General features: G+C 67.2%; 25 protein-coding genes. 16 read left to right on the top strand and 9 right to left on the bottom strand.

Going from position 1 to position 24362, the window contains the following annotated elements; translation table 11 throughout:
- Positions 1-126 precede the first annotated feature (126 nt).
- The 7 genes from ACQY76_RS00470 to ACQY76_RS00440 all read left to right on the top strand — a co-directional run bounded on the left by ACQY76_RS00470 (position 127) and on the right by ACQY76_RS00440 (position 7333).
- Positions 127-1062, top strand: a complete 936-nt coding sequence (locus ACQY76_RS00470; protein ID WP_428030968.1) for an ABC transporter permease — start codon at positions 127-129, stop codon at positions 1060-1062.
- Complete coding sequence (locus ACQY76_RS00465) at positions 1062-1865, top strand: ABC transporter permease (protein WP_428030967.1); 804 nt, start codon at positions 1062-1064, stop codon at positions 1863-1865. The genes ACQY76_RS00470 and ACQY76_RS00465 overlap by 1 nt, the downstream gene beginning before the upstream one ends.
- A gap of 79 nt (positions 1866-1944) precedes the next feature.
- Positions 1945-3042 carry an extracellular solute-binding protein gene (locus tag ACQY76_RS00460; RefSeq protein WP_428030966.1) on the top strand — a complete coding sequence of 366 codons (1098 nt, stop codon included), beginning with the start codon at positions 1945-1947 and terminating at the stop codon, positions 3040-3042.
- Positions 3043-3047: 5 nt separating this feature from the next.
- Positions 3048-4169, top strand: a complete 1122-nt coding sequence (locus tag ACQY76_RS00455) for an ABC transporter ATP-binding protein (RefSeq protein WP_428030965.1) — start codon at positions 3048-3050, stop codon at positions 4167-4169.
- Entirely contained in the window at positions 4166-4918 is a 753-nt protein-coding gene (locus ACQY76_RS00450) for a maleate cis-trans isomerase family protein (RefSeq protein WP_428030964.1), read from the top strand. Before ACQY76_RS00455 ends, ACQY76_RS00450 begins: the two co-directional genes overlap by 4 nt.
- Positions 4915-6426, top strand: a complete 1512-nt coding sequence (locus ACQY76_RS00445) for an amidohydrolase family protein (protein WP_428030963.1) — start codon at positions 4915-4917, stop codon at positions 6424-6426. The genes ACQY76_RS00450 and ACQY76_RS00445 overlap by 4 nt, the downstream gene beginning before the upstream one ends.
- 10 nt (positions 6427-6436) lie before the next feature.
- Positions 6437-7333: a polysaccharide deacetylase family protein gene (locus ACQY76_RS00440; protein ID WP_428030962.1), complete on the top strand. Its 897-nt coding sequence runs from the start codon at positions 6437-6439 to the stop codon at positions 7331-7333.
- Between the two features lie 14 nt (positions 7334-7347).
- On the opposite strand, the gene ACQY76_RS00435 is transcribed toward ACQY76_RS00440, so the two are convergent.
- Positions 7348-8058: a L,D-transpeptidase family protein gene (locus tag ACQY76_RS00435; RefSeq protein WP_428032901.1), complete on the bottom strand. Its 711-nt coding sequence runs from the start codon at positions 8056-8058 to the stop codon at positions 7348-7350.
- Positions 8059-8497: 439 nt separating this feature from the next.
- Here ACQY76_RS00435 and ACQY76_RS00430 point away from each other — a divergent pair, with 439 nt between their 5' ends.
- On the top strand, positions 8498-8887 hold the full coding sequence (locus ACQY76_RS00430; protein ID WP_428030961.1) for a helix-turn-helix domain-containing protein: 390 nt from the start codon (positions 8498-8500) through the stop codon (positions 8885-8887).
- Positions 8888-8912: 25 nt separating this feature from the next.
- On the opposite strand, the gene ACQY76_RS00425 is transcribed toward ACQY76_RS00430, so the two are convergent.
- Positions 8913-9908 (bottom strand): sensor histidine kinase, encoded by a 996-nt coding sequence (locus ACQY76_RS00425; protein WP_428030960.1) that lies wholly within the window; start codon positions 9906-9908, stop codon positions 8913-8915.
- 105 nt (positions 9909-10013) lie between these two features.
- On the bottom strand, positions 10014-10643 hold the full coding sequence (locus ACQY76_RS00420) for a LysE/ArgO family amino acid transporter (protein ID WP_428030959.1): 630 nt from the start codon (positions 10641-10643) through the stop codon (positions 10014-10016).
- Between the two features lie 73 nt (positions 10644-10716).
- Here ACQY76_RS00420 and ACQY76_RS00415 point away from each other — a divergent pair, with 73 nt between their 5' ends.
- Positions 10717-11613 carry a LysR family transcriptional regulator ArgP gene (locus ACQY76_RS00415; protein WP_428030958.1) on the top strand — a complete coding sequence of 299 codons (897 nt, stop codon included), beginning with the start codon at positions 10717-10719 and terminating at the stop codon, positions 11611-11613.
- A gap of 19 nt (positions 11614-11632) precedes the next feature.
- Here ACQY76_RS00415 and ACQY76_RS00410 read toward each other — a convergent pair whose 3' ends face one another.
- The 5 genes from ACQY76_RS00410 to ACQY76_RS00390 form a co-directional block, all read right to left on the bottom strand.
- Positions 11633-12385 carry an SDR family NAD(P)-dependent oxidoreductase gene (locus tag ACQY76_RS00410; protein WP_428030957.1) on the bottom strand — a complete coding sequence of 251 codons (753 nt, stop codon included), beginning with the start codon at positions 12383-12385 and terminating at the stop codon, positions 11633-11635.
- Between the two features lie 13 nt (positions 12386-12398).
- Positions 12399-13244 carry a fumarylacetoacetate hydrolase family protein gene (locus tag ACQY76_RS00405; protein ID WP_428030956.1) on the bottom strand — a complete coding sequence of 282 codons (846 nt, stop codon included), beginning with the start codon at positions 13242-13244 and terminating at the stop codon, positions 12399-12401.
- Between the two features lie 66 nt (positions 13245-13310).
- A complete protein-coding gene (locus tag ACQY76_RS00400) occupies positions 13311-14480 on the bottom strand; it encodes a mandelate racemase/muconate lactonizing enzyme family protein (protein WP_428030955.1) in 1170 nt (389 codons plus the stop codon).
- A gap of 9 nt (positions 14481-14489) precedes the next feature.
- Positions 14490-15170, bottom strand: coding sequence for an amino acid ABC transporter permease (locus ACQY76_RS00395; protein ID WP_428030954.1), 681 nt, complete (start codon positions 15168-15170; stop codon positions 14490-14492).
- A 76-nt stretch (positions 15171-15246) separates the two neighbouring features.
- Entirely contained in the window at positions 15247-16107 is an 861-nt protein-coding gene (locus tag ACQY76_RS00390; protein WP_428030953.1) for a substrate-binding periplasmic protein, read from the bottom strand.
- A gap of 261 nt (positions 16108-16368) precedes the next feature.
- Here ACQY76_RS00390 and ACQY76_RS00385 point away from each other — a divergent pair, with 261 nt between their 5' ends.
- Together ACQY76_RS00385 and ACQY76_RS00380 are read left to right on the top strand one after the other, a co-directional pair.
- Positions 16369-17178, top strand: coding sequence for a FadR/GntR family transcriptional regulator (locus ACQY76_RS00385; RefSeq protein ID WP_428030952.1), 810 nt, complete (start codon positions 16369-16371; stop codon positions 17176-17178).
- Entirely contained in the window at positions 17175-18188 is a 1014-nt protein-coding gene (locus ACQY76_RS00380) for a hypothetical protein (protein ID WP_428030951.1), read from the top strand. The genes ACQY76_RS00385 and ACQY76_RS00380 overlap by 4 nt, the downstream gene beginning before the upstream one ends.
- A gap of 6 nt (positions 18189-18194) precedes the next feature.
- Here the strand turns inward: ACQY76_RS00380 and ACQY76_RS00375 are convergent, their stop codons facing one another.
- Positions 18195-18998 (bottom strand): SDR family NAD(P)-dependent oxidoreductase, encoded by an 804-nt coding sequence (locus ACQY76_RS00375; RefSeq protein WP_428030950.1) that lies wholly within the window; start codon positions 18996-18998, stop codon positions 18195-18197.
- Between the two features lie 222 nt (positions 18999-19220).
- Here ACQY76_RS00375 and ACQY76_RS00370 point away from each other — a divergent pair, with 222 nt between their 5' ends.
- The 5 genes from ACQY76_RS00370 to ACQY76_RS00350 all read left to right on the top strand — a co-directional run bounded on the left by ACQY76_RS00370 (position 19221) and on the right by ACQY76_RS00350 (position 24343).
- Positions 19221-20228, top strand: a complete 1008-nt coding sequence (locus tag ACQY76_RS00370; RefSeq protein WP_428030949.1) for an ABC transporter substrate-binding protein — start codon at positions 19221-19223, stop codon at positions 20226-20228.
- A 94-nt stretch (positions 20229-20322) separates the two neighbouring features.
- The gene (locus ACQY76_RS00365) at positions 20323-21408 is read left to right on the top strand and encodes an ABC transporter ATP-binding protein (protein WP_428030948.1); all 1086 of its coding nucleotides are present in this window, start codon (positions 20323-20325) and stop codon (positions 21406-21408) included.
- Positions 21409-21418: 10 nt separating this feature from the next.
- The gene (locus tag ACQY76_RS00360) at positions 21419-22288 is read left to right on the top strand and encodes an ABC transporter permease (protein ID WP_428030947.1); all 870 of its coding nucleotides are present in this window, start codon (positions 21419-21421) and stop codon (positions 22286-22288) included.
- The gene (locus ACQY76_RS00355; protein WP_428030946.1) at positions 22285-23082 is read left to right on the top strand and encodes an ABC transporter permease; all 798 of its coding nucleotides are present in this window, start codon (positions 22285-22287) and stop codon (positions 23080-23082) included. The genes ACQY76_RS00360 and ACQY76_RS00355 overlap by 4 nt, the downstream gene beginning before the upstream one ends.
- A 43-nt stretch (positions 23083-23125) precedes the next feature.
- On the top strand, positions 23126-24343 hold the full coding sequence (locus ACQY76_RS00350) for a mandelate racemase/muconate lactonizing enzyme family protein (RefSeq protein ID WP_428030945.1): 1218 nt from the start codon (positions 23126-23128) through the stop codon (positions 24341-24343).
- The last annotated feature ends 19 nt before the right edge of the window (positions 24344-24362 follow it).

Raw genomic sequence — 24362 nt, 5'->3', positions numbered from 1 at the left:
ATTTTTGTATCACGATCAGCAAATAATTGGTGCACATAACAGGATTGTTTTGTCGACAATCCTCTGTACGATTATCGACATGAAAACGGCGTCCCGCCGCCGCCTCCTCGCTCAAGAGGGTGTCCCGTGTCGCTCGATCTGACCCATGGTTCCGCGCCGATGCCCCCTGTTGCCGTGGCATCCGGCGTGGCCGCGCGCCGCCGGAAGTTGCTGCCGGCCCTCATGCTTCTGGGGCCGGTGGTGGTGTTCTTCCTCGCCGTCTTCGTCATCCCGGTGGGGCTGATGGTGCGTTACAGCTTCCTGCAGCAGCTTCCTGACGGCACGTTGAGCGATACGTTCACGCTGGCCAACTACATCCGGCTCGGCGCGGTCGATCTTTATCGTAACGTCGTGATCACCACGCTGCGCATCAGCCTGTTCACCACCATCGGCGCGATGCTGCTGGCCTATCCGCTCGCCATGGTCATCGCCCGTGGGCCGGCGCTGATCGGTCGGGCCATCACCGTGCTGGTGATCGCGCCGCTGCTGGTGAATGTCGTGGTGCGCGCCTATGGCTGGCGCATCATCCTCGGCAACGGCAATAGCGGCGTGCTCAACTGGGCGCTGTCCTATGTCGGCCTCGGGCCGGTCGAGATTCTCTACACCGAATGGGCGGTCGTCATCGGCTCGATGCAGGTATTCCTGCCGATGATGGTGCTACCGCTGGCCGCCGCCATCGGGCGCATCGACCCGGCGGTGGAAGACGCCGCCCGCACGCTCGGCGGGTCGAGCCTGGCGGTGTTCCGCCGCGTGACGCTGCCGCTCAGCGTGCCCGGCCTCGGTGTCGGCTGCACGCTGGTGTTCTCGCTCACCGCCTCGTCCTTCATCCTGCCGGCGCTGCTCGGCGGCAGCTTCACCAAGATGCTCGGCACGCTGGTGGAAGAGCAGATCCTCACCGTGTTCGACTGGCCGTTCGGTGCCGCCATCGCCACCGCCATGGTGCTGATCGTGATGGCGATCAACCTCGTCTACATGACGCTGATCGAGCGGCGCTTCCGCTCCCGTGCGACGGAGGCCGCGTGATGTCGGAGAACGGTCTCGGGCGCGCCGCGCCGCTCATCTACACCCTCACCGGCCTCATCGTCCTGTTCCTGCTGCTACCGCTGATCTTCCCGATCGTATTGTCGATCTCGGACACGCCGTTCGTCACCTTTCCACCGCAGGGCTTTACCTTGCAGTGGTACGGCAAGGTTCTTGAAGATCCCGACTTCACCTCGTCCTTCAGCTTCAGCGTGCTGCTGAGCACGACGGCGGCCTGCGGCGCCGTGCTGCTGGGCACGCCGACCGCCGTCGGCCTCGTGCGGCTCTCCTTCCCCGGCAAAGGGCTGATCCAGGCGTTGGTGCTGTCGCCGCTGATCTTCCCCTCGCTGGTCACCGGCATCGCGCTGCTGCGGCTGTTCTCGTCGATCGGCTTGAACGACGCCTTCCTGAACCTGTGGATCGGCCATGTGCTGGTGACGACGCCCTATGTCGTGCGCACCGTCTCGGCCAGCCTCGTGGTGGTCGATCCCGGTCTCGAAGAAGCGGCACGCACGCTGGGTGCCGGTCGCTTCACCGCCTTCTGGCGCATCACCCGTCCGCAGATCATGCCGGGTCTGGTCGCCGGCGCGCTGTTCGCCTTCGTCACTTCGTTCGACAATTACGCCGTCTCGATGTGGCTGTTCGATGCCTCGCACGTGCCGCTGCCGATGATGATGCTCTCGCTCATCAGCCGCATGTTCGATCCCGGCATCGCCGCCATCGCCTCGCTGATGATCTTCTTCTCGCTGTTCATGGTGCTGCTGCTGGAACGCCTCGCCGGCCTGAGACGCGCCATGAGCTTCTAGCCCGCCTCGCATACGCATCGCCGTTCATTTCACTCGCTGCGCGCGGCCCGGGCCGAAGCGCGAACCCCGGAGCCATGCCATGACCGCCTCAAAGGTACTTTCCACCCGCCTCAGCCGCCGCCGCCTTCTGAAGGCAGGCGCTGCCGCCGGCGCCGTCCTTGCCGCGCCGAGCTTCTTCGTCCGCAATGCCTGGGCCGCCGGCAAGACCATGCAAATCGGCATCTGGGGCGGCGTGCAGGGCGAGTTCATACGCAAGCAGGTGTTGCCGGCCTTTGAGAAGGACTTCGACTGCAAGGTCGACGCCCAGCAGGGCTCGACGCTGGGCCAAATCGCGCTGCTGCGCGCCGGCAAGGAGGCGCCGAAGTTCACCGTGATGTTCGTCGACGATCTCGGCGTCGAGATTGCCAAGCGCGAGGGGCTGATCGACCCGCTGCCCCGGGACAAGATGCCCAACCTCGCCAAGGTCTATCCGCGTTTCATCTATAATGACGGCTACGGCGTCGCCCTCGCCATCTCCTCGGCGGGGCTGTTCTACAACCCGCAGGCCACCAAGCCGCTGGAAAGCTATGCCGAGCTGTGGGACCCGCGCTTTGCCCGCAAGGTCTCGCTGGTCGGCACCAAGACCACGCCGAGCGTATTCACCGTCATCATCGCCGCCGCCATCGCCAGCGGAAAGCCCTACAAGGAAGCGCAGTATCTCGCCGACCAGGCATGGCCCAAGCTCAAGGAGCTGAAGCCCAACGTGCTGAACCTCTACAGCACCGACGACGCGCCCCTGCTGGTGGCGCAGGGCCAGGGCGCCATCGGCGGGCCGGAATACTCGAAATACGTCTACCCCTACAAGCTGAAGGGCGCGAGCATTGACATGTGCTTCCCCAAGGAGGGAGCCTTCGCCGGCGTGAACTGCCAGATCCTGGTGAAGAACGCCCCGAACGCCGACCTTGGCGCCGAGTTCATGAACCGCATGCTCGACCCCGCCATCCAGCAGGGCCTCGCCGAGACCGCGCTGGCGGCACCGGCGGTGAGCGGCCTCAGCTTCAAGCCGGAGATCGCCGGCCTGCTCGCCTACCCTGAATCCAAGATGGACGAACTCGGCCTGTTCAGCCCCGATTGGGCCTATGTGAACTCGGTGCGGTCCAGCTGGATCGAAAACCTCAACCAGATCTTCACGGCGTAACCCTCATGGCAAACCCGCAGCCCGAATTGGCGATCCGCGCCGCCGACATCGCGGTGGACGATGTGCGGAAGGATTACGGCGCGCACCGCGCCGTGCGCGGCGTCAGCTTCACCATCGAGCCGGGGCATGTGCTGTCCCTGCTGGGTCCTTCGGGCTGCGGCAAGACCACGATCATGCGGATGATCGCCGGTCTCATCGATCCCAGCGCCGGCGATATCCGCATTGCCGGCCGCTCCGTCGTCGACACGCCGGTGCACCACCGCAATATCGGCATGCTCTTCCAGAACTACGCGCTGTTCCCGCACCTCACCGTCGCCCGCAACTTGGCCTTCGGGCTGGAAATGCGGAAGGTGCCGAAGGGCGAGATCGCCAGCCGCGTGGCGGCGACGCTCAGTACCGTGCGGCTTTCCTCCTTTGCCGACCGGCTGCCGCACCAGCTTTCCGGCGGCCAGCAGCAGCGTGTCGGCCTTGCCCGCGCGCTGATCGTCGAGCCATCCGTGCTGCTGCTCGACGAGCCGTTCGGCGCGCTCGACAAGAAGCTGCGCGAGAACATGCAGATCGAGATGCGCCAGCTGCAGCAGCGGCTTGGCATCACCACGCTGATGGTCACCCATGACCAGGACGAGGCGCTCACCCTTTCCGACCGGGTGGCGGTGATGAACAACGGCCGCATCGAGCAGGTCGGCACGCCGAAGGAGGTCTATGAGCACCCGGCGACACGGTTCGTCGCCAGCTTCATCGGCACGTCGAATTTCTTCCACGGCCGCGTCACCCGGCGGGAAGCCGGCGGCTATCTCGTCACCACCGGCGACGGCCTCACCCTCGCGCTCGACGGCACGCCGCCGGCGAACGGGCAGGCCACCATCGCGCTGCGCCCGGAATCGGTGCGCATAGTCCCCGCCACCGGCGAGGCCGGCCCAAATGCGGCGCGGATGACCGTGGAACAAGTGGTCTATCACGGCATCAGCACGCATTATTACCTGCGTCGCCCCGGCGAGGAGCCGCTGATCGCGGTACGCCAGAACGATGTCGTCGATGCCGTCGCGCCCGATATCGGGCCGGGCAGCGAGGTGCTGGCGAGCTGGCAGGCCGACCGCAACTGGCTGGTGCAGGAGGATGCCGCGTGAGCCTCGCTTCTCCCTCGCTTCGCCCCGATTGTCGCGCAGCTCTCGGCATGATCACCCCCTCGGCCAATCTCGTGGTGGAGCGGGTGACCTGCGCCATGCTTGCTGATTTTCCCGAGGTTTCCGGCCATTTCTCTCGCACGCCGGTGTTCGGCGCCCGCGACCTGCATCCTGACGATTACGACTGGGACGGGATGCTCACTGCCGCCCGGCTGCTGGCGCAGGCGCGACCGGATGTGATCGCGTGGAACGGCAGCAAGGGCGCGACGCTGGGCTTCGCCACGGACCGCGAACTGTGCCGCCGCGTGACCGAGGAAACCGGCATCCCCGCCACCACCTCGTCGCTGGCGCTGGAAGCCGCGCTTGCCCGCCTCGGCGCGCGGCGTATCGCGGTGGTCACGCCCTATGTCACCGACTACCAGGCCAAGCTCATCGCCGGCTTTGAACGCGAGGGGCTGGAGGTGGTGGCGCAGGCGCATTCCGGCATCGCCGATAATCTCGACTACGCCGCCGTTCCCGACGACGCCATCGCGGCGATGATCCGCGATGTCGCCGCCGCCAAGCCGGACGCCATCCTCACCTGGTGCACCAATTTCCCCGCCGCCTATGGGGTCGACGCGCTGGAGCGCGAACTCGGCCTGCCGATCCTTGACTCCGTCACGCTGGCGGTGTGGCACGGGCTGCATATGGTCGGGCGCGCCGATTTTCGCGGGCGGCGCTGGGGCCGGCTGTTCGACGGGATCGCACCATGAGCACATTGTTCCGCGACGTTCATCTTCTGGAACTCGACGGCGCGCGCGGCATGTCGCCGGCCACAGATGTTCTGGTGGAGGGTGACGCCATCGCGGCGGTCGGCGCGGATGCCACGACGCGCGCACCAGCCGATGCCCGCCGCATCGACGGTCACGGCAAGCTGCTGATGCCCGGCCTCGTCAACGCGCATTTCCACTCGCCCGTGAACCACATGAAGGGCCGGCTCGACAGCCTGCCGCTGGAAATCTTCATGCTCTACGAATCGCCGGCGCTGGAGGCGCTGCGCCCCAGCCCGCGCGAGGCCTATGTGCGCACCCAGCTTGCCTGCGCCGAGATGCTGAAGGCCGGCGTCACCTCCGTGCAGGACGACGCGTTCTTCGTCCCCGAACCAACCATCGACATCGTCGACGCGGTGATGCAGGCCTACGCCGATAGCGGCATCCGCGCCACGCTGGCGCTGGACGAGCCGAACCTGCCCGAACTCGACAAGCTGCCCTTCCTCAAGGACTTGCTGCCGGAGGACCTGCGCGCGGCATTTGCCGCGCCCCGCGCCTTCGGCATGCAGGATCTGCTCGGCATGTACCGGCACCTCATCACCCGCTGGCATGGCGCGGAGGGCGGGCGCCTGCGCGCGGCGGTTTCCTGCTCGGCGCCGCAGCGCGTCTCGACCGATTATTTCCATGCGCTGGAAGACCTCAGCCGCAGCCACGGCCTGCCGTTTTACGCCCATATGCTGGAGACCAAGCTGCAGCGCGTGCTGGGGCATGAGCGCTTCAACGGCCGCTCGCTCATTCGCTACGTGTCCGATCTCGGCCTGCTGTCGGCGCGCATGAACATCATCCACGCTATCTGGGTGGACGAGGACGATCTCGACCTCATCGCGGCGAGCGGCGCGGTCGTCGCCCATAACCCGATCAGCAATCTGCGGCTCGGCAGCGGGGTCATGCAGTTCCGCGCCATGCGCGAGCGCGGCATCCCGATTTGCCTGGGCACCGACGAGGCCATCGCCGACGACGCGGTGAACATGTGGGCGGTGGCCAAGATGGCCGGCCTCATCCACAACATCACCGGGCCGGACTATGACAGCTGGCCGCGCGCCAGCGAGATCCTCGATTGCCTGCTGCGCGGGGGAGCCCGCGCCATGGGATTGCAGGACCAGCTCGGCAGTGTCGCCGCCGGCCGGCTCGCCGACCTGACGCTGGTCGATCTCGACACGCTCGCCTTCACGCCGTTGAACGATCTGCATCGCCAGCTGGTGTATTGCGAGAATGGCGGCTCGGTCGTGCTGACCATGGTCAATGGGCGGATCGTGTACGAGAACGGCCGCCTCGCCACCCTCGACGAGGCCGCGCTGCGGGCCGAGGCGCGCGAGCTTTTCGCCGCGCGCGTGCCGGCGCTGCACACCGCGTCAAAAGCCGCCGAGCGGTTGCTGCCCTATTACCGCGCCATGTACGCCAAGGCCGCGGCCTCGGATGTCGGCATGAACCGCTGGCTTGGCGATCACTAGGAATCCAACGATGTCCGCGACACCGCTCGCCACCCACGGTCGCTACAGCTTCTCCTCGATCAAGGATCGCCCCGCCTATCGCTGGCCGAATGGGGCCGGCCTCGCGGTCTATGTCGCGGTGGGCGTCGAAGAGTATTCTTTCGGCGAGGGGCTTACCGAGGACCTTTTTCCTGGCGCCTCCAGGCCCGATCTCGTCAATGCCTCCTGGCGCGACTATGGCAACCGCGTCGGGGCGTTCCGGCTGTTCGAACGGCTCGCCTCCTTCGACATCGCACCAGCGCTGCTGCTGAACACCGCAATCTACGATCACGCCCCGGCCGTCATTGCCGCCGCCCGCGACATCGGCGCCGAATTCGTCGCGCACGGCATCAGCAATTCGCACACGCTCGCCGGCATGGACCCGCAGGAAGAGGCCGCTTATCTGCGCGCCGTGGTCGAGCGCATCACCGTCGAGGAGGGCGCGCCGCCGGCCGGCTGGTCGAGCCCGTGGCTGGCCCACAGCCCGGCGACGCTGGACCTGCTGGCGGCGGAAGGCTTCAAATATGTCGCGGATTTCCGCATGGACGACCAGCCGGTGTGGCTGACCACCCAGACCGGCCGGCTGATGTCGATGCCTTATGCGCTGGAGCTGAACGACAGCACCACCATCATCGGCCGGCAGGCCAGCGCGCGCGATTTCGCCGAGATGATCATCGACGAGTTCGATGAGATGCTGGAGGCCTCAAGGACCCAGCCATTGGTGATGAGCGTGGTGGTGCACTCGTTCATCTCCGGCCAGCCGTTCCGCCTGCGCGCCCTGACCCGGGCGCTGGAACACATTGCGGCGCGGCGGCAGGAGATCTGGCTGGCCCGCCCCGGCGACATCGCCGCATGGGCGGAGGAGCGGACAGGGCCGGGGGGCGCTTAGCCCCGTATCCGGCCCTAGGCCGGCAGGACGACGACCTTCGTCTTGACCGGGGTGCGGTCGTACAGGTCGATCATGTCCTGGCTCAGCAGGCCCACACAACCGCTCGTGACGCCGGAGCCGATCGATTCGGGGGCGCTGGAGGCGTAGATCGTATAGAGTGTGTAGGTACCATTCTGGTAGAGATGAAGCGTGCGGGCACCGAGCGGGTTGTCGAGGCCGCCCGGCATGCCGCCGGCATATTTGGCCACTTCGGGCTGGCGCTTGATCATTTCCCTGGGCGGCGTCCACGTCGCCCATTCGCTTTTGCGCCCGACATAGGCGTCGCCGTTCCAAAGGAACCCGGCGCGACCCACATTCGCGCCATAGCGGGTCGCGGTTCCATCACCCTCGACGCGGTAGACATAGTAGTTGCTGGGATCGACGATGATCGTTCCCGGCGCCTCGTCCGTTTCGTAGCGTACGGTCTTGCGGAAATATTTCGGCTTGACCTTGCTGACATCAACCGCCGGGATGGGAAACTTTTCGTCGGGCAGGGGGCCATAGACCTTTGCCGCCTCGGCGAGGCTCATGCCTTCCGGTGCCGCGCAGCCGGCCAGCCCCAGTGCGCCGAGGCTGACGGCGGAGCCGGCGAGAAACGACCGGCGGCTGAGAAGCCCCGCCCGACGCCCGAGCCGAGCGGTCGCATCGGTCTTGCTGACATCGGCACTGCGACGGTCCATCATCATGATCCTGGACTTCCGTGTCCTGCTGCGGGACGAGGTGCCACCCAGCATACACGCTGAGGGTCTTGCTGAGCGGGTGTATGCCGCCAGACGACCGGACTGGCAAGCGCCGGCCGTGGCCGCGCGGCGCTCTCCCTTCGCAGAAGCCGGCAAAGCCCGCGCCGTCTTGTGGTTCGGCCCGCACAGGCCTTGAGCAAAGCATGCAGGCCGCAGCGTCAGTGTCGCCTTGGTAAATTCTACGGCATTTGCCGGCGGGTGCATGTGGCGGCGCGCTTTCATCCCCGGCGGCCATGCCGTTTGGGCGAGAGCCTGCCCGCCGTATCGGCTGGATTCGGCGCCAGAGGGCCGGATCCCGGGCGAATTCACATTGAACGGCGCGGGCAAATCATCGATTGCTACGCCGGTGAGGGTGGTTGCCCACTATCGAGAGACGAGCAGACGGATGACGCCCGAAGAGTTTCAGAACGCGCTGGCAAAGCTGGGCCACACGCCGGCCGGCGTCGCCAAGCTGCTGGGCGTCGACGTGCGAACGGCCCGCCGATGGAGCACGGGCGTAAAACCCATTCCAGACAGCGTGGCCGCACAACTCGCGACGATCGTGCAGGCCGGCGGAGCTACCGCGCAGATGGCGGCGGAGATCGAGGCCTCCCGAAACAGCGAGGTCATCGAAACGTCCCGCTTCGTGTGGGTTCAGCGCAAGGAGGACGATCCGCACTGGACGGTTGCCGAGCACGATCTGGTCTCGGACATCTTCTACCTGCCCGGGCGCGTTGAGCGTTTCATCGTCGATGAGCTCGTCATCGGCCCGGTTGTCGCCCCGCCGCCGGGCTGAACGCCTGCCGACATTGCCGCCGGCGTCAGGTCGCCAGCCTCTCGGCACTCATCGTCAAGGTCACGATGATCCCGTCGTCCGACCAGTCGGTCTTGATGGAGCCGCCGAGTTGGCCGTTCACGCTGCGGTTGAGAAGCTTCGTGCCGTAGCCCTCATCGCCCTTCGTCTCCACGGCAGGCCCGCCACGCTCCGTCCACACCATGCAGACCTCGTCGTCCGTGTAGGTGCCGGAAATGTCCAGCATCCCCGATGCCGTCGAGAGAGCGCCATATTTGAGGGAGTTCGTCGCCAGTTCGTGGATGGCCAACGCCAGCGTGGTGGCCGATTGCTCCCCAATGCCCATGCGCGGAACAGCGACCCGAACGCGGCCGCTGAAGGCGCCGGTGTCGTCATAAGGCGCCAGAAGGACCGCGATCAGATCGCCCAGCAGCGCCGCGCGCCCTTGGTTCTTCGCCAACGGACGCACGAGGTCATGTGCCCTGCCAAGGGCTGTGAGCCGCTGCGTAAGTTCTTTTGCCATCTCCTCCACGGTGGTGGCCGAGCGGGAGGTCAGGCTGGTGAGGCCGGCGGCGATAGCCAGCAGGTTCTTAACCCGGTGGCTCATCTCGCCGGCGAGCAACTCGTGGCCTTCTTCCGCCTGCTTACGACCGGTGACATCGAGAAAAACCCCCGACATCAGCCCGCGATGCACGCCCTCGTCATTCCCGAGACCGCGTGCGGAAATCCAACGGATTTCCTGGCCCAGAAGGATACGGAAGTCGATCTCGTAAGCACCCACCAGGGCGCGCGTCGCCGTGAAGGCGGCTCGGACTCGATCCCGGTCGGCGGGATGAATGCGCGAGGACAAGTCCTCGAATGTCACATGGCTCTTTTGCGGCAGACCCCACAATTTGAACGCCTGCTCATCCATGGCGAAGGCGTCCGTCTCGACGCTCCACGCCCACAGGGCCACGCCCGCCGCGTGAAGGGCGCGCCTGAGGTTCTTCACTTCCCAAAGGGGATGGTCGTCACTGAATGGCATGGGTTTTTCTTAGCATGCAATTCAACCGATTGCGCTTCGCCTCTCCATACTTCCCTGGCCGCGTGCGATTTCCGGCCTAGGCCGACGTTCAGCCTTCGCTCAAGATCAGCCCGTTCCACCCAGCGCCCGCGCCACCAGGGAAGCGGCAAGGGCGAGCATGACGATACCGACGCCGGCATCGAGCACGCGCCACGCCGCTGGCCGGGCGAAGAGCGGCCGCAGCAGCCGGGCGCCATAGCCGAGCGCCGCGAACCAGGTGAAGCTCGCCAGCGCTGCTCCGGCGACGAAGAAGCCACGCGCGGCTTCCGGCTGGGCTGAGCCTGCGGCCCCCATCAGCAGCACGGTGTCGAGATAGACGTGCGGGTTGAGCAGGGTGAAGCCGGCCGTGGCCATGAGCGCCCGCGTCAGCGTCATGCCGCGCGCCTCGCTGACGGCCATGGCGTCCGGCGCCGCCATCCGCCGCAGTGCCGCAATACCGTACCAGCCGAGAAAGCCGGCGCCGCCCAGCGCCAGCAACGTCGTCAGTTGCGGCAGGGCAGCGAGAAAGGCGCCGACGCCCGCCACGCCTGCGCCGATGAGCAGAGCGTCGGCCGTCCCGCAGAACAGCACGATGGCCCCCACATGCTCGCGCCGCAGGCCTTGGCGCAGGACGAAGAGGTTCTGCGCCCCGATGGCGATGATGAGCGCGGCGGAGAGCAGGAAGCCGGTGGCGAAGGGCAGGAGCGCGTGTGTCATGCCGCCTTCCTGCGCGCCGCGAGGTGATAAGTGAAACTTGTTTTTCTAAATTCGATGAAGCAGAACTTCATTCATGCTCGATTACCCCTCGCTTACCGCTATTTCCGCCGTCATCCGCGAGGGCACGTTCGAGCGCGCCGCCGCGTCGCTGGGCATCACCCCCTCGGCGGTGTCGCAACGGGTGCGCGGGCTGGAGGAACGGCTGGGGGCGATCCTCATCGTGCGCGGCCAGCCTTGCGTGGCGACGGATCTCGGCCGCACGCTTTGCGCCCATCTCGACCGGGTACGCCTGCTGGAAAGCGATCTGGCGCCGTCGCTCGGCAGCGTCGCCGGCGGGGCGGGCGAGAGGCTGACCTTGCCGGTCGCGGTGAATGCCGACAGCCTCGCCACGTGGTTCCCGGCCGCTGCCGCCGCCTTCGGGCGGGTGGCGGATGTGTCGCTGGACCTCGCCCTGGACGATGAGGCGCACACCGCCGAGAGGCTGCGCAGCGGCGAGGTGATGGCCGCCGTGACCGCCGAGCGCGAGCCGGTGCAGGGGTGCCGGACGATCCCGCTGGGCACGCTGCGCTACGCGGCATGCGCCAGCCCGGATTTCGTCGGGCGCTATTTCGCCGGCGGCGTCACCGCCGCCGCGCTTGAACGTGCGCCCTGCCTGCGCTTCGACCGGCGGGACCATCTGCAGACGCGCTGGGTGCGGGCGGTGGTAGGGGCGGAGCGGATCGGGCCGGTCCACTGGGTGCCCTCGACCCACGGCTTCCTCGACATGACGCTGGTCGGCCTCGGCTGGGGCATGCATCCCTGCGCCATGGCGGAAGGCCACATCGCCGACGGCCGGCTGGTCGATCTGGCGCCGGCCTGCCGGGTCGACGTGGGGCTCCACTGGACCGCCACCCGCCTTCAGGCCGCCGCGCTGCGCCGGCTGACGCAGGCGGTTCGCGCGGCGGCGGCCACGGTTCTCGTGCCGCCCTAGCAAAGGAGGGCGGCGCGCCTCAATAGACGGCGCGGCCGCCGGAAATGTCGAATACCGCGCCGGTGGTGAAGGCGCAGTCCTCGGAGGACAGCCAGCCGATCATCGACGCCGCTTCCTCGACCTGGAGAAAGCGGTTCATCGGGATCTTCGAGAGCATGAAGTCGATATGCTCCTGCTTCATCTGGTTGAAGATCTCCGTTTTCGCCGCCGCCGGGGTGATGGCGTTGACCAGGATATTCGAGGTCGCCAGTTCCTTGCCGAGCGACTTGGTCAGCCCGATCAGCCCGGCCTTGGAGGCAGAATAGTGCGAGGCGTTGGCGTTGCCCTCCTTGCCGGCAATGGAGGCGACATTGACGATGCGCCCCCAGCCGTTCTTCAGCAGATGCGGCACCACCGCCTTGCAGGTGAGGAAGGGGCCGATGAGGTTCACATCGATCACCCGCCGCCAGGTCTCGGCGTCGAGCTCCCACAGCTTGCCATTGCCGCCGGTGATGCCGGCATTGTTGACCAATATGTCGATCTTGCCATGCGCGTCGGCGGTGGCCTGGGCGGCGGCGGTGACGGCGGCCTCATGGGTGAGTTCCACTACATGGGTCGAGACCGTGCCGCGCCCGCCCAGCGTTCCGGCGGATTCGTCGAGCCGGGCGGCGTCGATGTCCCAGAGCGCCACGGCGGCGCCGGAGGCCAGCATGCGTTCGGCGGCTGCATAGCCGATGCCGCGCGCGCCGCCGGTGATGATGGCGACGCGGCCGGCGAGGTCCAGCGTGTTCATGATACGGCCTCCCTCACTGCGCCGCGACAGTGGTCTGCTGCTGCTCGCCAAGCCCGGAGATGGCGAGGCGCATGGTCTGCCCGACCTTCAGATAGACCGGCGGCTTCTGGCCCAGGCCGACGCCCGGCGGCGTGCCGGTGGAAATGATGTCGCCCGGCTGCAGGCTCATGAACTGGCTGATATAGGAGACGATGGTCGGCACGTCGAAGATCATCGTGCGGGTGGAGCCGTTCTGGTAGCGCTTGCCGTCGACCTCCAGCCACATGTCGAGCTGGTGCGGGTCGGTGATCTCGTCGGTGGTCACCAGCCACGGGCCGATCGGGCCGAAGGTGTCGCACCCCTTGCCCTTGTCCCACTGGCCGCCGCGCTCGAGCTGGAAATGCCGCTCGGAGACGTCGTTGACGATGCAGTAGCCGGCCACGTGCTCATAGGCCTGCTCGACGGTGACATATTTGGCGGCCCGGCCGATGACGATGCCGAGTTCGACCTCCCAGTCGGTCTTCTGCGAGAGGCGGGGAATCTCCACCGCGTCATAGGGCCCGACGATGCAACTCGTCGGCTTCATGAACAGCACCGGCTCCTCGGGAATCGGCATGCCAGCTTCTTCCGCATGGTCGGTGTAGTTGAGCCCGACGCAGACGAACTTGCCGACGCCGCCGACGCAGGCGCCGATGCGCGGCGTGCCCGCCACGGCGGGAAGCGTCGCCGGGTCCACGGCGCGGATGCGGGCGAGGCCCTCGGGCGTCAGGGTGTCGCCGGCAATGTCGGGCACCAGCGAGGACAGGTCGCGCAGCGTGCCGGACGCGTCCACCAGGCCGGGCTTCTCCCGGCCGGATTCTCCGTAGCGAACGAGCTTCATGGGGCGTTTCTCCTGAATTTTGTCGGCGGGCGCCTCATGGGGCGCCCGTGCATGTCGGCTTCGCCCTCAAGCGGGGGCGAAGAGTGAATCGGGCGCCTGCGTGAAACGTGCAAGGGCCTCGCGGTCGAGACGTATGCCGAGCCCCGGCCGGTTGGGAATGCGCAATTGGCCGTCCGCATCGAGAAGGAAGGGCTCCGCGACGATGCCGTCGACATAGGCGCTGCCACCGATGAATTCGACAAGGTCGCACTGCGGCAGCGCGGCGGCGAGCTGCAGATCGGCGGCGACGCCGAGCGCGGTGTTCCAGCCATGGCCGACATAGCGCACGCCGAATTCGTCGGCGAGCCAGGCGATGCGCCGCTGCTCGCTGATGCCGCCGACCTTGGTGACGTCCGGCTGCACGATATCCAGCGCCCCGCCGGAGAGCCAGGGAAGGAAGCTCTGCCGGCGTGTGAGCACCTCGCCGCCGGCGATCGGTACCGGGCTGGCGCGGCGCAGCGTGCGATGATCCTCCAGCGCGTCGGGGCGCAGCGCTTCCTCGAACCAGCCGACATCGTAGTCCTTGAGCATTTGCGCGGTGTTGAGCGCCCATTTCAGGCCCTGCGGCCAATGCGCGTCGCTCGCCCCGGCATCGACGAACAGTTGCGCCTCCGGCCCCGCCGCCTCGCGCGCCGCCCGCACGATCGCTTCGTCGAGCCTGGCGCTGCCGCGCCGGCCGAACGGCCCCCAGCCGATCTTGAAGGCCTTGAAGCCGCGCGCGCGGTGCGGGCCGATGACATCGGCCATGCGCTCCGGCTCCTCCATCAGCAGCGAGCAATAGGGTGTCACCCGGTCGCGATAAACGCCGCCGAGCAACCGGCCCACCGGCTGTCCCAGCGCCTTGCCCAGCAGGTCCCACAGCGCGATGTCGATGCCGCTGATGGCATGGGTGAGGCTGCCGCCGCGCCCCATCCAGAACGTGTTCTGGTGCAGTTTTTCGGTGACGCGCTCGGGCTCCAGGGCATTCTCGCCGCGCCACAGCGGTTCGAGCACGGCGACCGCCGCCTGCACCAGCCGCCCGTCGGCGAACACGCTGCCATGGCCGGTGAGGCCCTCTTCGGTGTGCACGGCAATCAGCGCATGCACGGAATCTTCCGGCTTGATCTCGGCGGACCAGCCGCCCTTAGGGCTTTCGCCGAACAGGGGGGCAACGGCGATGGAGCGGATGGTGAGCCTGTCGGCTGTGCTATCGGTCATGTCGTCAACTCAGTTGCTGCGGCCGTGTGCCGTCCAACCGCGCTGCGACCAGCGCTCCAGCCGCCGGACCAGCAGGGCGGCGGGGAAGCCCACGGCGAAATAGAGGATCGCGGTGACGGTATAGACGGTGAAATACTGGTAGTTGCGCGCGGCGATGATCTGGCCGGAGAACATCAGCTCCTGCACGGTCACCACCGAGGCGAGCGCGGTGTCCTTGAACAGCGCGATGAGATAGTTGCCGAGCGCCGGCAGGACCATGCGGAAGGCCTGCGGAAACACGATCTTGAAGAAGGTGACGGTGCGCCCGAGCCCGAGGCTCTGTGCCGCCTCATACTGGCTCTTCGGCACGGCCTGGATGCCGGAGCGATAGACCTCGCTCATGAAGGCCGAATAATTGACCGTGAGGCCGATGATGGCCGCCGTTACCGGTTCCAGGCGGATGCCGGCGCTGGGCAGCACGTAATAGATGTAGATCAACTGCAGGATCAGCGGCGTGGCGCGGATGAACTCGACATAGAAATCCGCCGGCCAGCGGATCCAGCGCGTCGTCGAGAGCCGCGCCAGCGCCAGGGGGATGGCGAGCACGCCCGCCAGCAGGATGACGACGACGGTGAGGGAGGTCGTCATGAGCAGGCCCTGCAGGAAGACCCCGCTATACTCATGGACGACCGAGACATCGAAAAGATTCATGGTGCAATCCGCCGCTCAAGCCGGAGACGACGTGCGGGACCCGTGCCCCGCACGCCGGCTCGCGACGCAGCGGCCGTCAGAGCGGGAAGAAGAACAGGTTGCGGTTCGTCAGCCCGTAGCTTTTCAGTATCGACGTAGCTTGCCCGTTGCCGCGCACTTCGGCGAGGCCCTGGGTGAAGGCGGCGCGCAGCGAGCAATCGTCCTTGCGCAGCGCGTAGCGAGCGTAGCCATAGCCATATTTGAAGATCAGCTCGTCCGGGATCGCGACATTGCTGACGATCTCGATGGGGGCCGAGCCGTTGGCCTTCATGAATTCGATGATCTTTACGTCGTCGTCGAGAATGGCGTCGACGCGGGCGGTGGAGATCGCCGCGAACTCCTCGGCATCGGTCTGGAACGCGGTAACAGCGACGCCGATCTTGCGCAGATATTCGTCCGCCGCCGAGCCGGCGATGGCGCCCACCTTCTTGCCCTTCAGGCCGTCGAAGGAGGTGATGCCGGCCGGGTTGCCCTTGGCGACGACGATCGCCGGGCCATACCACCAGGCCGGGCCGGAGAAGGACACCGCCTTGAGCCGGTCCGGGGTGACGTGGATATTGGCCGAGACGATGTCGATGCGCTTGGCCAGCAGCGCCGGAATGAGCTGGCCGAACGGCATGACCTCGTATTTGAACTTGCTGACGCCGGCCCATTTGAGCGCCGCCTCGACCAGCTCGATGTCGAGCCCGCCCGCCTTCTTGGTCGCCGGATCGAGCGAGGAATAGGGCGGGGAGGGCGAGAAGCCGAGGGTGACGCCGTCCTTTTTCGCGAGGGCAAGCGAGGGGTCGCCGCAATTGTCGAACAGGGGCGGCGCTTCAAACTGGAATTCCTGAGCGCTCGCACTCGCGCTGACGCTGACGGCTGCCGCGAACAGGGCCGCCACTACGGTCTTGAGCATGCCATTCTCCTGGTGGAAGGGCCGGTCTGCGCCGACATGACCAAAAAATATTACTTCTTGTGGCCGTTCTGTCCAGATCGAATCCGCAGGCGGCCCGTTGTTCGGCTTAAAAATATGATTTAAAAATTCAGCGTTGATCTGCCGAAGCCGTTTCGCGTTGGGCTCCCACGCGCTACGGGATGTCGCGCCGCACAAACGGTGCGATGATGGCGGGCGATGCGCCCACCCATCGGGCTCGCCTGACGCAAACGGAGAGTGCCAGTGACGGAACGCCCATCGACGCCGCGCCCGCGCACAGACGCGGCGGAAGCTGGCGGCGAAGAGCGCACGCGCCGTCCCGCGCGGCCCTCCGGCTATCGCATCAGCGGCGTGCAGGGGCACGTCATCACCGAACTCGGCCGCGCCATCGTCTCCGGTCGGTTCGCGCCCGGCGAGTTGCTGCCGCGCGAGCCGGACCTGATGGCGGAGTTTTCCGCGAGCCGTCCCTCCCTGCGCGAGGCGCTGAAGGTGCTGGCGGCGAAGGGGCTGATCGAGATGCGCCAGAAGGTGGGCACGCGGGTGCGCCCGCGCGACCTCTGGAACACTTTCGACAGCGACGTGCTGGCCTGGCATTTCGGCGAAGGCGACGGCACCGCCGCGCTGCGCGACACCATGATGCGCGACCTCATCGAATTGCGGCTGATGATCGAGCCGGCGGCGGCTCAGCTGGCGACCGGGCGGGCGACCATCGAGGATCTGCGCCGCATCCGCGCCGCCCTCCACGCCATGGAGGCCGCCACCGGCGACCTCACCAGCTATGCCCATGCGGACGTCGCCTTCCACATGGCGGTGTTCGCGGCGAGCCATAATGTGCTGCTGGGCAGTTTCGCCCATCTGGTCGCCGACTTCCTGCATCTGAGCTTCTCCATTCAGCAGCAGGCGCTGAAGGCCGACAAGAGCATCGAGGACGATATCGGCCAGCACCGGATCGTGTTCGAAGCGATCACCGGCGGCGAAGGCGAGGCGGCGGCGCGGGCGATGCGGGACGTGATCCTCGACGGCAAGGATTCGCTGCTCGCGGCGCTGAAGTGAGCGGAGAGGCGCAGGCGCCGCTCGCCCTGGAATGGGCGCACGGCACGCTGTCCGTCCAGCCGGTGGGCGCGATGCTGGACAGTCTCGTCTTCCATCTGCCGGATGGGCCCTTCGCCCCATTCGCGCGCCGACACTGGTCGCCGGACGCGCCTGACCTGCGCGCGCTGCCGGCGCATCTGCGCCATCTCGGTGCGGAGTTCGTGTGCCTGCCCTTCGGCGTTGGCGGGCCCTTGCGCGACATCGCCCCCGACTGGCGCCCTTTCGGCCTCGAGCGCCAGAACGATCCCGCCCACGGGCTCTCGGCCAATGCCGTGTGGACCGTGGCGGAACAGGATGCCGACCATCTCCGCATGGTGCTCGACTATCCGGCCGACCACGCGGTGCGGCGGCTGACCCGGGTGTTGACCGTGCGGGCGGACGCCCCCGTGCTCGATCTCGCGCTCACCATCGAAGCGCGCCACGCCGCCCGCCTGCCGCTCGGGCTCCACCCCATCCTGTCGCTGGATGTCCCGGAAGGGAGCCTGCACCTCGACGCGCGCTTCCGCCGTGGCCTGACCTATCCCGCCGCCGTTCCGGGCGAGGCCATGGAGGCTGCCATCGGCCGGGATTTCGCCAGCCTCGCCAAGGTGCCGGCGCGAACGGGCGGGCTCCTCGATCTCGCGCGCCTGCCGAAGGCGGCGCCGATGGAGGACGTGGTGCAATTATGCGGGGTGGAAGGGCCGGTGGACGTTGTCTTCGCCGCGCGGGGCGCCGTGCTGAGCCTCGACTGGGACCGCGAGCTCCTGCCGTCATGCCTGCTGTGGATCAGCGACCGGGCGCTTTCGGGGGCGCCTTGGGAGGGCCGCTATCGCGGCCTCGGCATCGAGCCGATCGCGTCCTGCTTCTATTTTGCCGCGTCGGTGTCGCTGGCGGACAACCCGATTTCCGCCGCCGGCACGCCGACCAGCCTGTGCGTCACGCCGGAGCGGCCGGCGGTGATCCGCTACGGCCTCTCGGCGCGCCCGCTCTAGCCGCGTTCAGAAGGTCGCGGAGACACCGCCGTCCACCAGCACGATCTGCCCGGTCATATAGCGGGCGTCGTCCGAACAGAGGAAGAAAGCCGGGCCGGCAATGTCCGCCGGCTGGCCGGCGCGCCGCAGCGGGATGCGGCCATAGCGGATGTAGATGTCGCGAAACCACTCGGTTTCGTGCTCATGGCCGCTGCCATCGGGCAGTTGCGCCATGCGGGTATCGATGAAGCCGGGGGCGAGCGCGTTGACGGTAATGCCCTCCGCGCCAAGATCGCAGGCGAGGGCGCGGGTGAAATTGACCAGCGCGCCCTTCGCCGTTGCATAAGCGAGCGAATCGCGGCTGCCGCGCACGCCCTGAATCGACGTGACGTTGAGGATCCTCCGGCCTTCCCCGGCGCGGCGGATCAGTGGCAGCAGCGCCAGCGTCACCCGGACGGCGCCGTCCTGGTTGATGTCCAGCACCGAGCGGTAATGCGGGAAACTCATCGCATCGACGCCGGCGGAATCGAGGATGGCGGCATTGTTGACGAGGATTTCGCAGCGCCCGTAGCGCGCCCCGACCGCCTCCGCGAGCGCCGCCACCGAGGCGGGGTCGGCGATGTCGACCCGTAACGCCAGCGCCTGTGGACCAAGCGTGGCGGCGACGTTGCGGGCTGCCGTCTCGTCAATGTCGGCCACCACGACCTGCGCTCCCTCGGCGGCGAAACGTTCCGCGATAGCCCGGCCGATGCCGTTGGCGCTGCCTGTGACCACCGCGACGCGGCCTTCCAGGCGGTGCGCGGCGGAAGGGGGAGACCCTGGGGCAGGCATGGTTGGTTCCATGTGAGCGGCAAGGGAGGGGGTACAGGGGCAACATAAAATATGATGTTTGACGCCGTCAATCGCGAGGCGGCGTCGCGTCGTGCCGTCGTGGAAGCCGGAAACGCGTCTGTCCGCGCCATCTTCCCCGGCGGCATGATTGACCGGTCATATTAAATATGATTTTTTTCATCAGGCCATAAAGCGCCGGATGGAGAGCGGACGATGCATTGGATGTCGAGGGCAGTGGCCGCGTCGCTCACGACGCTCACCCTTTTCAGCTCGGCGGCCATCGCCAGCCCGAAGGGCGAAGTACGCCTGCTCGCCTATGAGGGCTATGCCGACCCGGCCTGGGTGGAGGAGTTCGAGAAGGAAACCGGCATCACCGTGAAGGTGACCTATGTCGGCGGCGTCGATGAGCAGATCGCCAAGATGAAGGCCTCCAACGGCAAGGATTACGACGTCGTCACCATCGATACCGCCAGCCTGAAGGCCTATGCCGACCAGAAGCTCATCTCGCCGATCGACAAGGCCAAGCTCACCAGCGCCGGCAATCTCCTCCCCGAATTCAAGGACATGGGGAACGCCACCTTCGACGGCGCCACCTATGGCGTTCCGTGGGCGTGGGGCTCGCTGGGCATGGTCTATGACAAGAAGACCTTCCCCACCGCGCCCGAGAGCTGGGAGGTCCTGTGGGCCCCGGCCTACAAGGGCAAGGTCATCTCGCTCGACGACGCCAATAACGCCATCAATTTCGGCGCCATCGTGCTGGGCATCAAGGATCCCTTCCACCTCACCGACGCGCAGTTCGCTCAGGTGAAGGACAAGCTGGTCGCGCTCAAGCACAATCTGCTCACCTATTTCGCCGGCTTCGACGAAGGCACCACCATCTGGTCTGAGAACGACGTGGTGCTGATGTTCTCCATGGGCGAACTCGCCGCCATCAACCTGCAGAAGAAGGGCTTCGACGTCGGCTACACCATTCCCAAGGAGGGGGCGGTCGGCTGGCTGGACAATCTGTCGGTCAGTGCCGGCACGCCCAACCCCGACGCGGCCTATGCCTGGATGAATTTCGTGCTGCAGAAGAAGATCGGCGCCGACATGGCCAAGAAGTTCGGCTATGGCGCCACCACCGACGCGCCGCAAGGCATGGACTATGCCGGCCGCCTGATCTGGGCCCAGAACCCTGAGGACTACACCCGCCGCCAGGCGGTGTGGAACGAGGTGAAGGCCGCCGAATAGCCACCGGCTTCTCCAGGGCCGGCCCGGCGGGCCGGCCGCTTTCCCGGGCGGCGCCGTGGCGCCGCGTCCGCGGCCGGATTGCGGGACCACGCGCGTGCAGCCACTGCTCCACCTTGAGAACATCTCGAAGCGCTACGGTGCCGTGCGGGTGCTGGAAGGCATCGACATCACCGTGGCCGACAACGAGTTCCTCACCATTCTCGGGCCGTCAGGCTCGGGAAAGACCACCATCCTGCGCATCATTGGCGGGTTCGAGGGCATAGACGGCGGTCGGCTGATGTTCGAAGGGCGCGATCTCGCCGCCGTGCCGATCAACCGCCGCCCCTTCAACACCGTCTTCCAGGACTACGCGCTGTTCCACCATATGACGGTGGCCGAGAATGTCGGCTACGGGCTGAAGGTGCGCGGCCGGCCACGGGCCGAGATCGCCGCCCGCGTCGGCGAGGTGCTGGAGACGGTGGGGCTCGGCGCCTTTGACGGGCGTTACCCCGCCCAGCTTTCCGGCGGCCAGCGCCAGCGCGTGGCGCTCGCCCGCGCCATCATCTGCGAGCCGCGCCTGATCCTGCTCGACGAGCCGCTCTCGGCGCTCGATGTCGAACTGCGCGCGCAGATGCAGCGCTTCCTCAAATCGCTGCAGCGCCGGCTCGGCATCGCCTTCGTCTTCATCACCCACGACCAGGAGGAGGCGATCGCGCTGTCCGACCGGATCATCGTGGTCAATCGCGGCCGCATCGAGCAGGAAGGCGCGCCGGAGCAGCTCTACCGGCGGCCCCGCACGCCCTTCACCGCGTCTTTCCTCGGCGAGAATAATGTGGTCGCCGGCACGCTCGCCGCCATCGAGGGCCGGCTTTGCGCGGTGGATACGCCCGCCGGTCGCCTTGCGGCGACCGTGGATGGTCCCGCACCGCCGCCGGGAAGCGCCGTGCTGCTGGCGGTGCGGCCCGAGCATGTCCGCCTTAATGCCGACAGCGGCGGCGAGCCCGGGCTGGCGGCGGAGGTGGCGGATGTGCGCTTCCTCGGCGCCAATGTGATGGTGGAACTGCGGCATCCCGCCCTGCCGGGCGTGCTGCTCAAGGTGCGCCGCCTCGCCGATGGTTCGACGGCCGGGCTGCGGCCGGGCCAGCGTGTCGGGCTGAGCTGGTCGGCGGACGACGCCGCCCTGCTGCCACCGGCATCGTGAGGGGGACGAGATGGACGCCACCCCCCGTCGCACCCGGCAGGATCGGCTGAGCGCCTTTCTGTGGCATGGGCTCAATCTGGGCCTGCCGCTGCTCTTCGTGGTGATCCCGATCCTGTCCTTCGTGGTGGTCAGCTTCTGGACCCTGCAGGAGGGGCAGATCCTGCTGATCCCGACATTGGCGAACTACCGCGCCTTCTTCACCGAAGGCAGCTATTTCGCGGTCTATCTGCAAACCGTCGCGCTCTCGCTGCAGGTCACCCTGGTCAATGTGGCGCTCGCCACCGCCATCGCGCTGTTCATCTTCCGCCGCACCCCGCGCCTGCGGTTCCTGATCCTGATGAGCTTCATGCTGCCCTTGTTCATGAGCTACATCATCAAGGTCTATTCCATCCGCTCGATCCTGGGGCAGCGCGGCCTGCTGAATGAGGGGATGATGGCGCTGGGGCTCATCGATCAGCCGATCGAGGCCCTGCTGTTCTCGCGCACCGCCATCTTCATCGCGCTGGCGGTGCTGTACCTTCCCTATGCGATCCTGCCGATCTATCTCGCGCTCGACCGTATCCCGGCGAATTACCTTGCGGCGGCGGCGGATCTTGGTGCCACGCCGGGGCAGATGCTGCGCGATGTGGTGCTGCCGCTGGGCCGGCCGGGCATAGCGGCCGGCGCGGTGTTCACCTTCATCCTCACCTTCGGCGACTTCGTCACCCCGCAAATGGTCGGGGGCGTGCAGGGCTTCACCTTCGGGCGCATCGTGTTCAGCCAGTTCGGCCTGGCGCTCAACTGGCCGCTGGGGTCGGCGCTCGCCGTCATCCTGCTCGCCACCACGCTGCTGGCGGTGGCGCTCGCCGGGCTGTTCCTCAAGCGCGAGCATGTGCGATGAGGCAGAGGGCGCCGCTTCTCGATAGCGTGCTCGGCATCCTGGCCGGTGCCGGCCTGATCGCGCTCTACGCCCCGCTGCTGGCGACGGCGGCGATCTCCTTCTTCCAGATCGTGCGCGTGCGCGGCAGTCTCGGCTTCGCGCCGTTCTCGCTCGGCCCCTATGCGGCGCTGCTGGCCAATGGCGAGATCCTCGCCGCGCTCGCCACCTCGCTGATCGTGGCGGTGGCGGCGAGCCTCATGGCGCTGGTGCTGGCGCTGATGTTCGCCTTCTACTTCGTCTCGGCCCGGCGCAGCCTTGGTGTCGCCATGCAGACCATGGTGTTCCTGCCCTTCCTGCTGCCGCCGATCATCACCGGCCTGTCGCTGCTGATCGCCTTTCGCGAGATTGATCTCGGGCGGGGGCTGGTGACCATCATCATCGCCCACATCGTCTTCATCGTGCCGGTGGTCTACCGCACCGTGCTGGTGCGCCTGCAGCTTCTGGGCAGCAGCCTCACCGAGGCGTCGCTCGATCTCGGCGCCTCGCGCTGGCAGACGCTGCGCTATGTGATGCTGCCGCAAATGCGCCCGGCGCTGATTTCCGGCGTGCTGCTGGCCTTCGCCATCTCCTTCGACGAGACGCTGATCACCCTCTTCGTCGCCGGCTCGCAAACCACGCTGCCAATCCGGCTGTGGGCGATGATGCGCGTCGGCTTCGTGCCCGAAATCAACGCGCTTGCAACGCTGATCCTTCTGTTCACCGCCCTCATCACCTTCGCCATCGGCCTCCAGCAACGCGCGGGCGAGCGCGCCTGACACGCCCGCCGGACCCACCCGCTATCAAGAGAAGACGCATCCCATGAAGATCGAGACGGTCGATTTCTTCTATCTGGCCATGCCCGAGATCACCACGGCGGCCGATGGCAGCCAGGATGCGCTCGTCGTCCGCGTCACCGCCGGCGGCCATGTCGGATGGGGCGAGTGCGAGGCGGCGCCGCTGCCGTCGATCGCCGCCTTCGTCTGTCCCATGTCGCACGGCGCCTGCCAGCCGGTGGCGAGTGCGGTGCTCGGCCAGCAGCTCGACGGTCCGCAGGACATCAGCCGCATCGCCGCGCAGGTCGAGTATGACTGCATGGACCTGCTTCAGGCCGCGCACACCTGGTCGGGCATCGAGATGGCGCTGTGGGACCTGCTGGGCAAGGCGCGGGGGGAGCCGGTGTGGAAGCTGCTCGGCTATGCGCGCTCCTGCGCCAAGACGCCCTATGCCTCGCAGCTGTTCGGCGAGACGCCGCAGGAGACGCTGGAGCGCGGCCGGCGCTCGCGTGCCGAGGGGTTCCGCGCGGTGAAGTTCGGCTGGGGCCCCATCGGGCGCGGCGCGCTTGATGTGGATGTCGACCATTTCGTCGCCGCCCGCGAGGGGCTGGGCACGGACGGCATCCTGCTCGTCGATGTCGGGCAGATCTTCGGCGAGGATGTCGAGCGCGCCGCCGCGCGCATTCCTGCCCTGGAAGCCGCGAGCGCTACCTGGCTGGAGGAGCCCTTCGCCGCCAGCGCCTATGGCGAATATGCCGCGCTCGCTGCGCGCAGCACGGTGAAGATGGCCGGCGGGGAGGGCGCGCATAATTTCCACATGGCGCGCAACCTCATCGACTATGGCGGCATCGGCTATGTGCAGATCGATTGCGGGCGCATCGGCGGCATCGGCCCGGCCAAGCGGGTGGCCGACCATGCAGGCGCCAAGGGCGTCACCTATGTGAACCACACCTTCACTTCCAATCTGGCGCTGAGCGCCTCGCTGCAGCCCTTCGCCGGTGTGGCAGAGGCCACCATCTGCGAATTTCCCGTCGCGCTGCAGCCGCTCGCGGCGGAGCTGACCGCTAACCACATCCAGCGCGACGCCAATGGCGAGATCGCCGCGCCGGACGCGCCGGGGCTCGGCATCGAGATCAACCCCGCCGCGCTGGAAGCCTATCGCGTCGACGTCGAGATCCGCGTCGGCGGGCGACTGCTGTTCGGCTCGCGCGCCGGAGATGGCAGCGGCGCGTCGGGTGCGCCGGCGATCAACAGGACAGCGTGAGGCAGGAGGGGCAGGGCGC

The sequence above is a fragment of the Ancylobacter sp. genome, from assembly GCF_965279025.1.
GTDB lineage: Bacteria > Pseudomonadota > Alphaproteobacteria > Rhizobiales > Xanthobacteraceae > Ancylobacter.
Note: the sequence above shows the minus strand (reverse complement) of the source record. Positions and strands in the feature narration are given on the sequence as shown.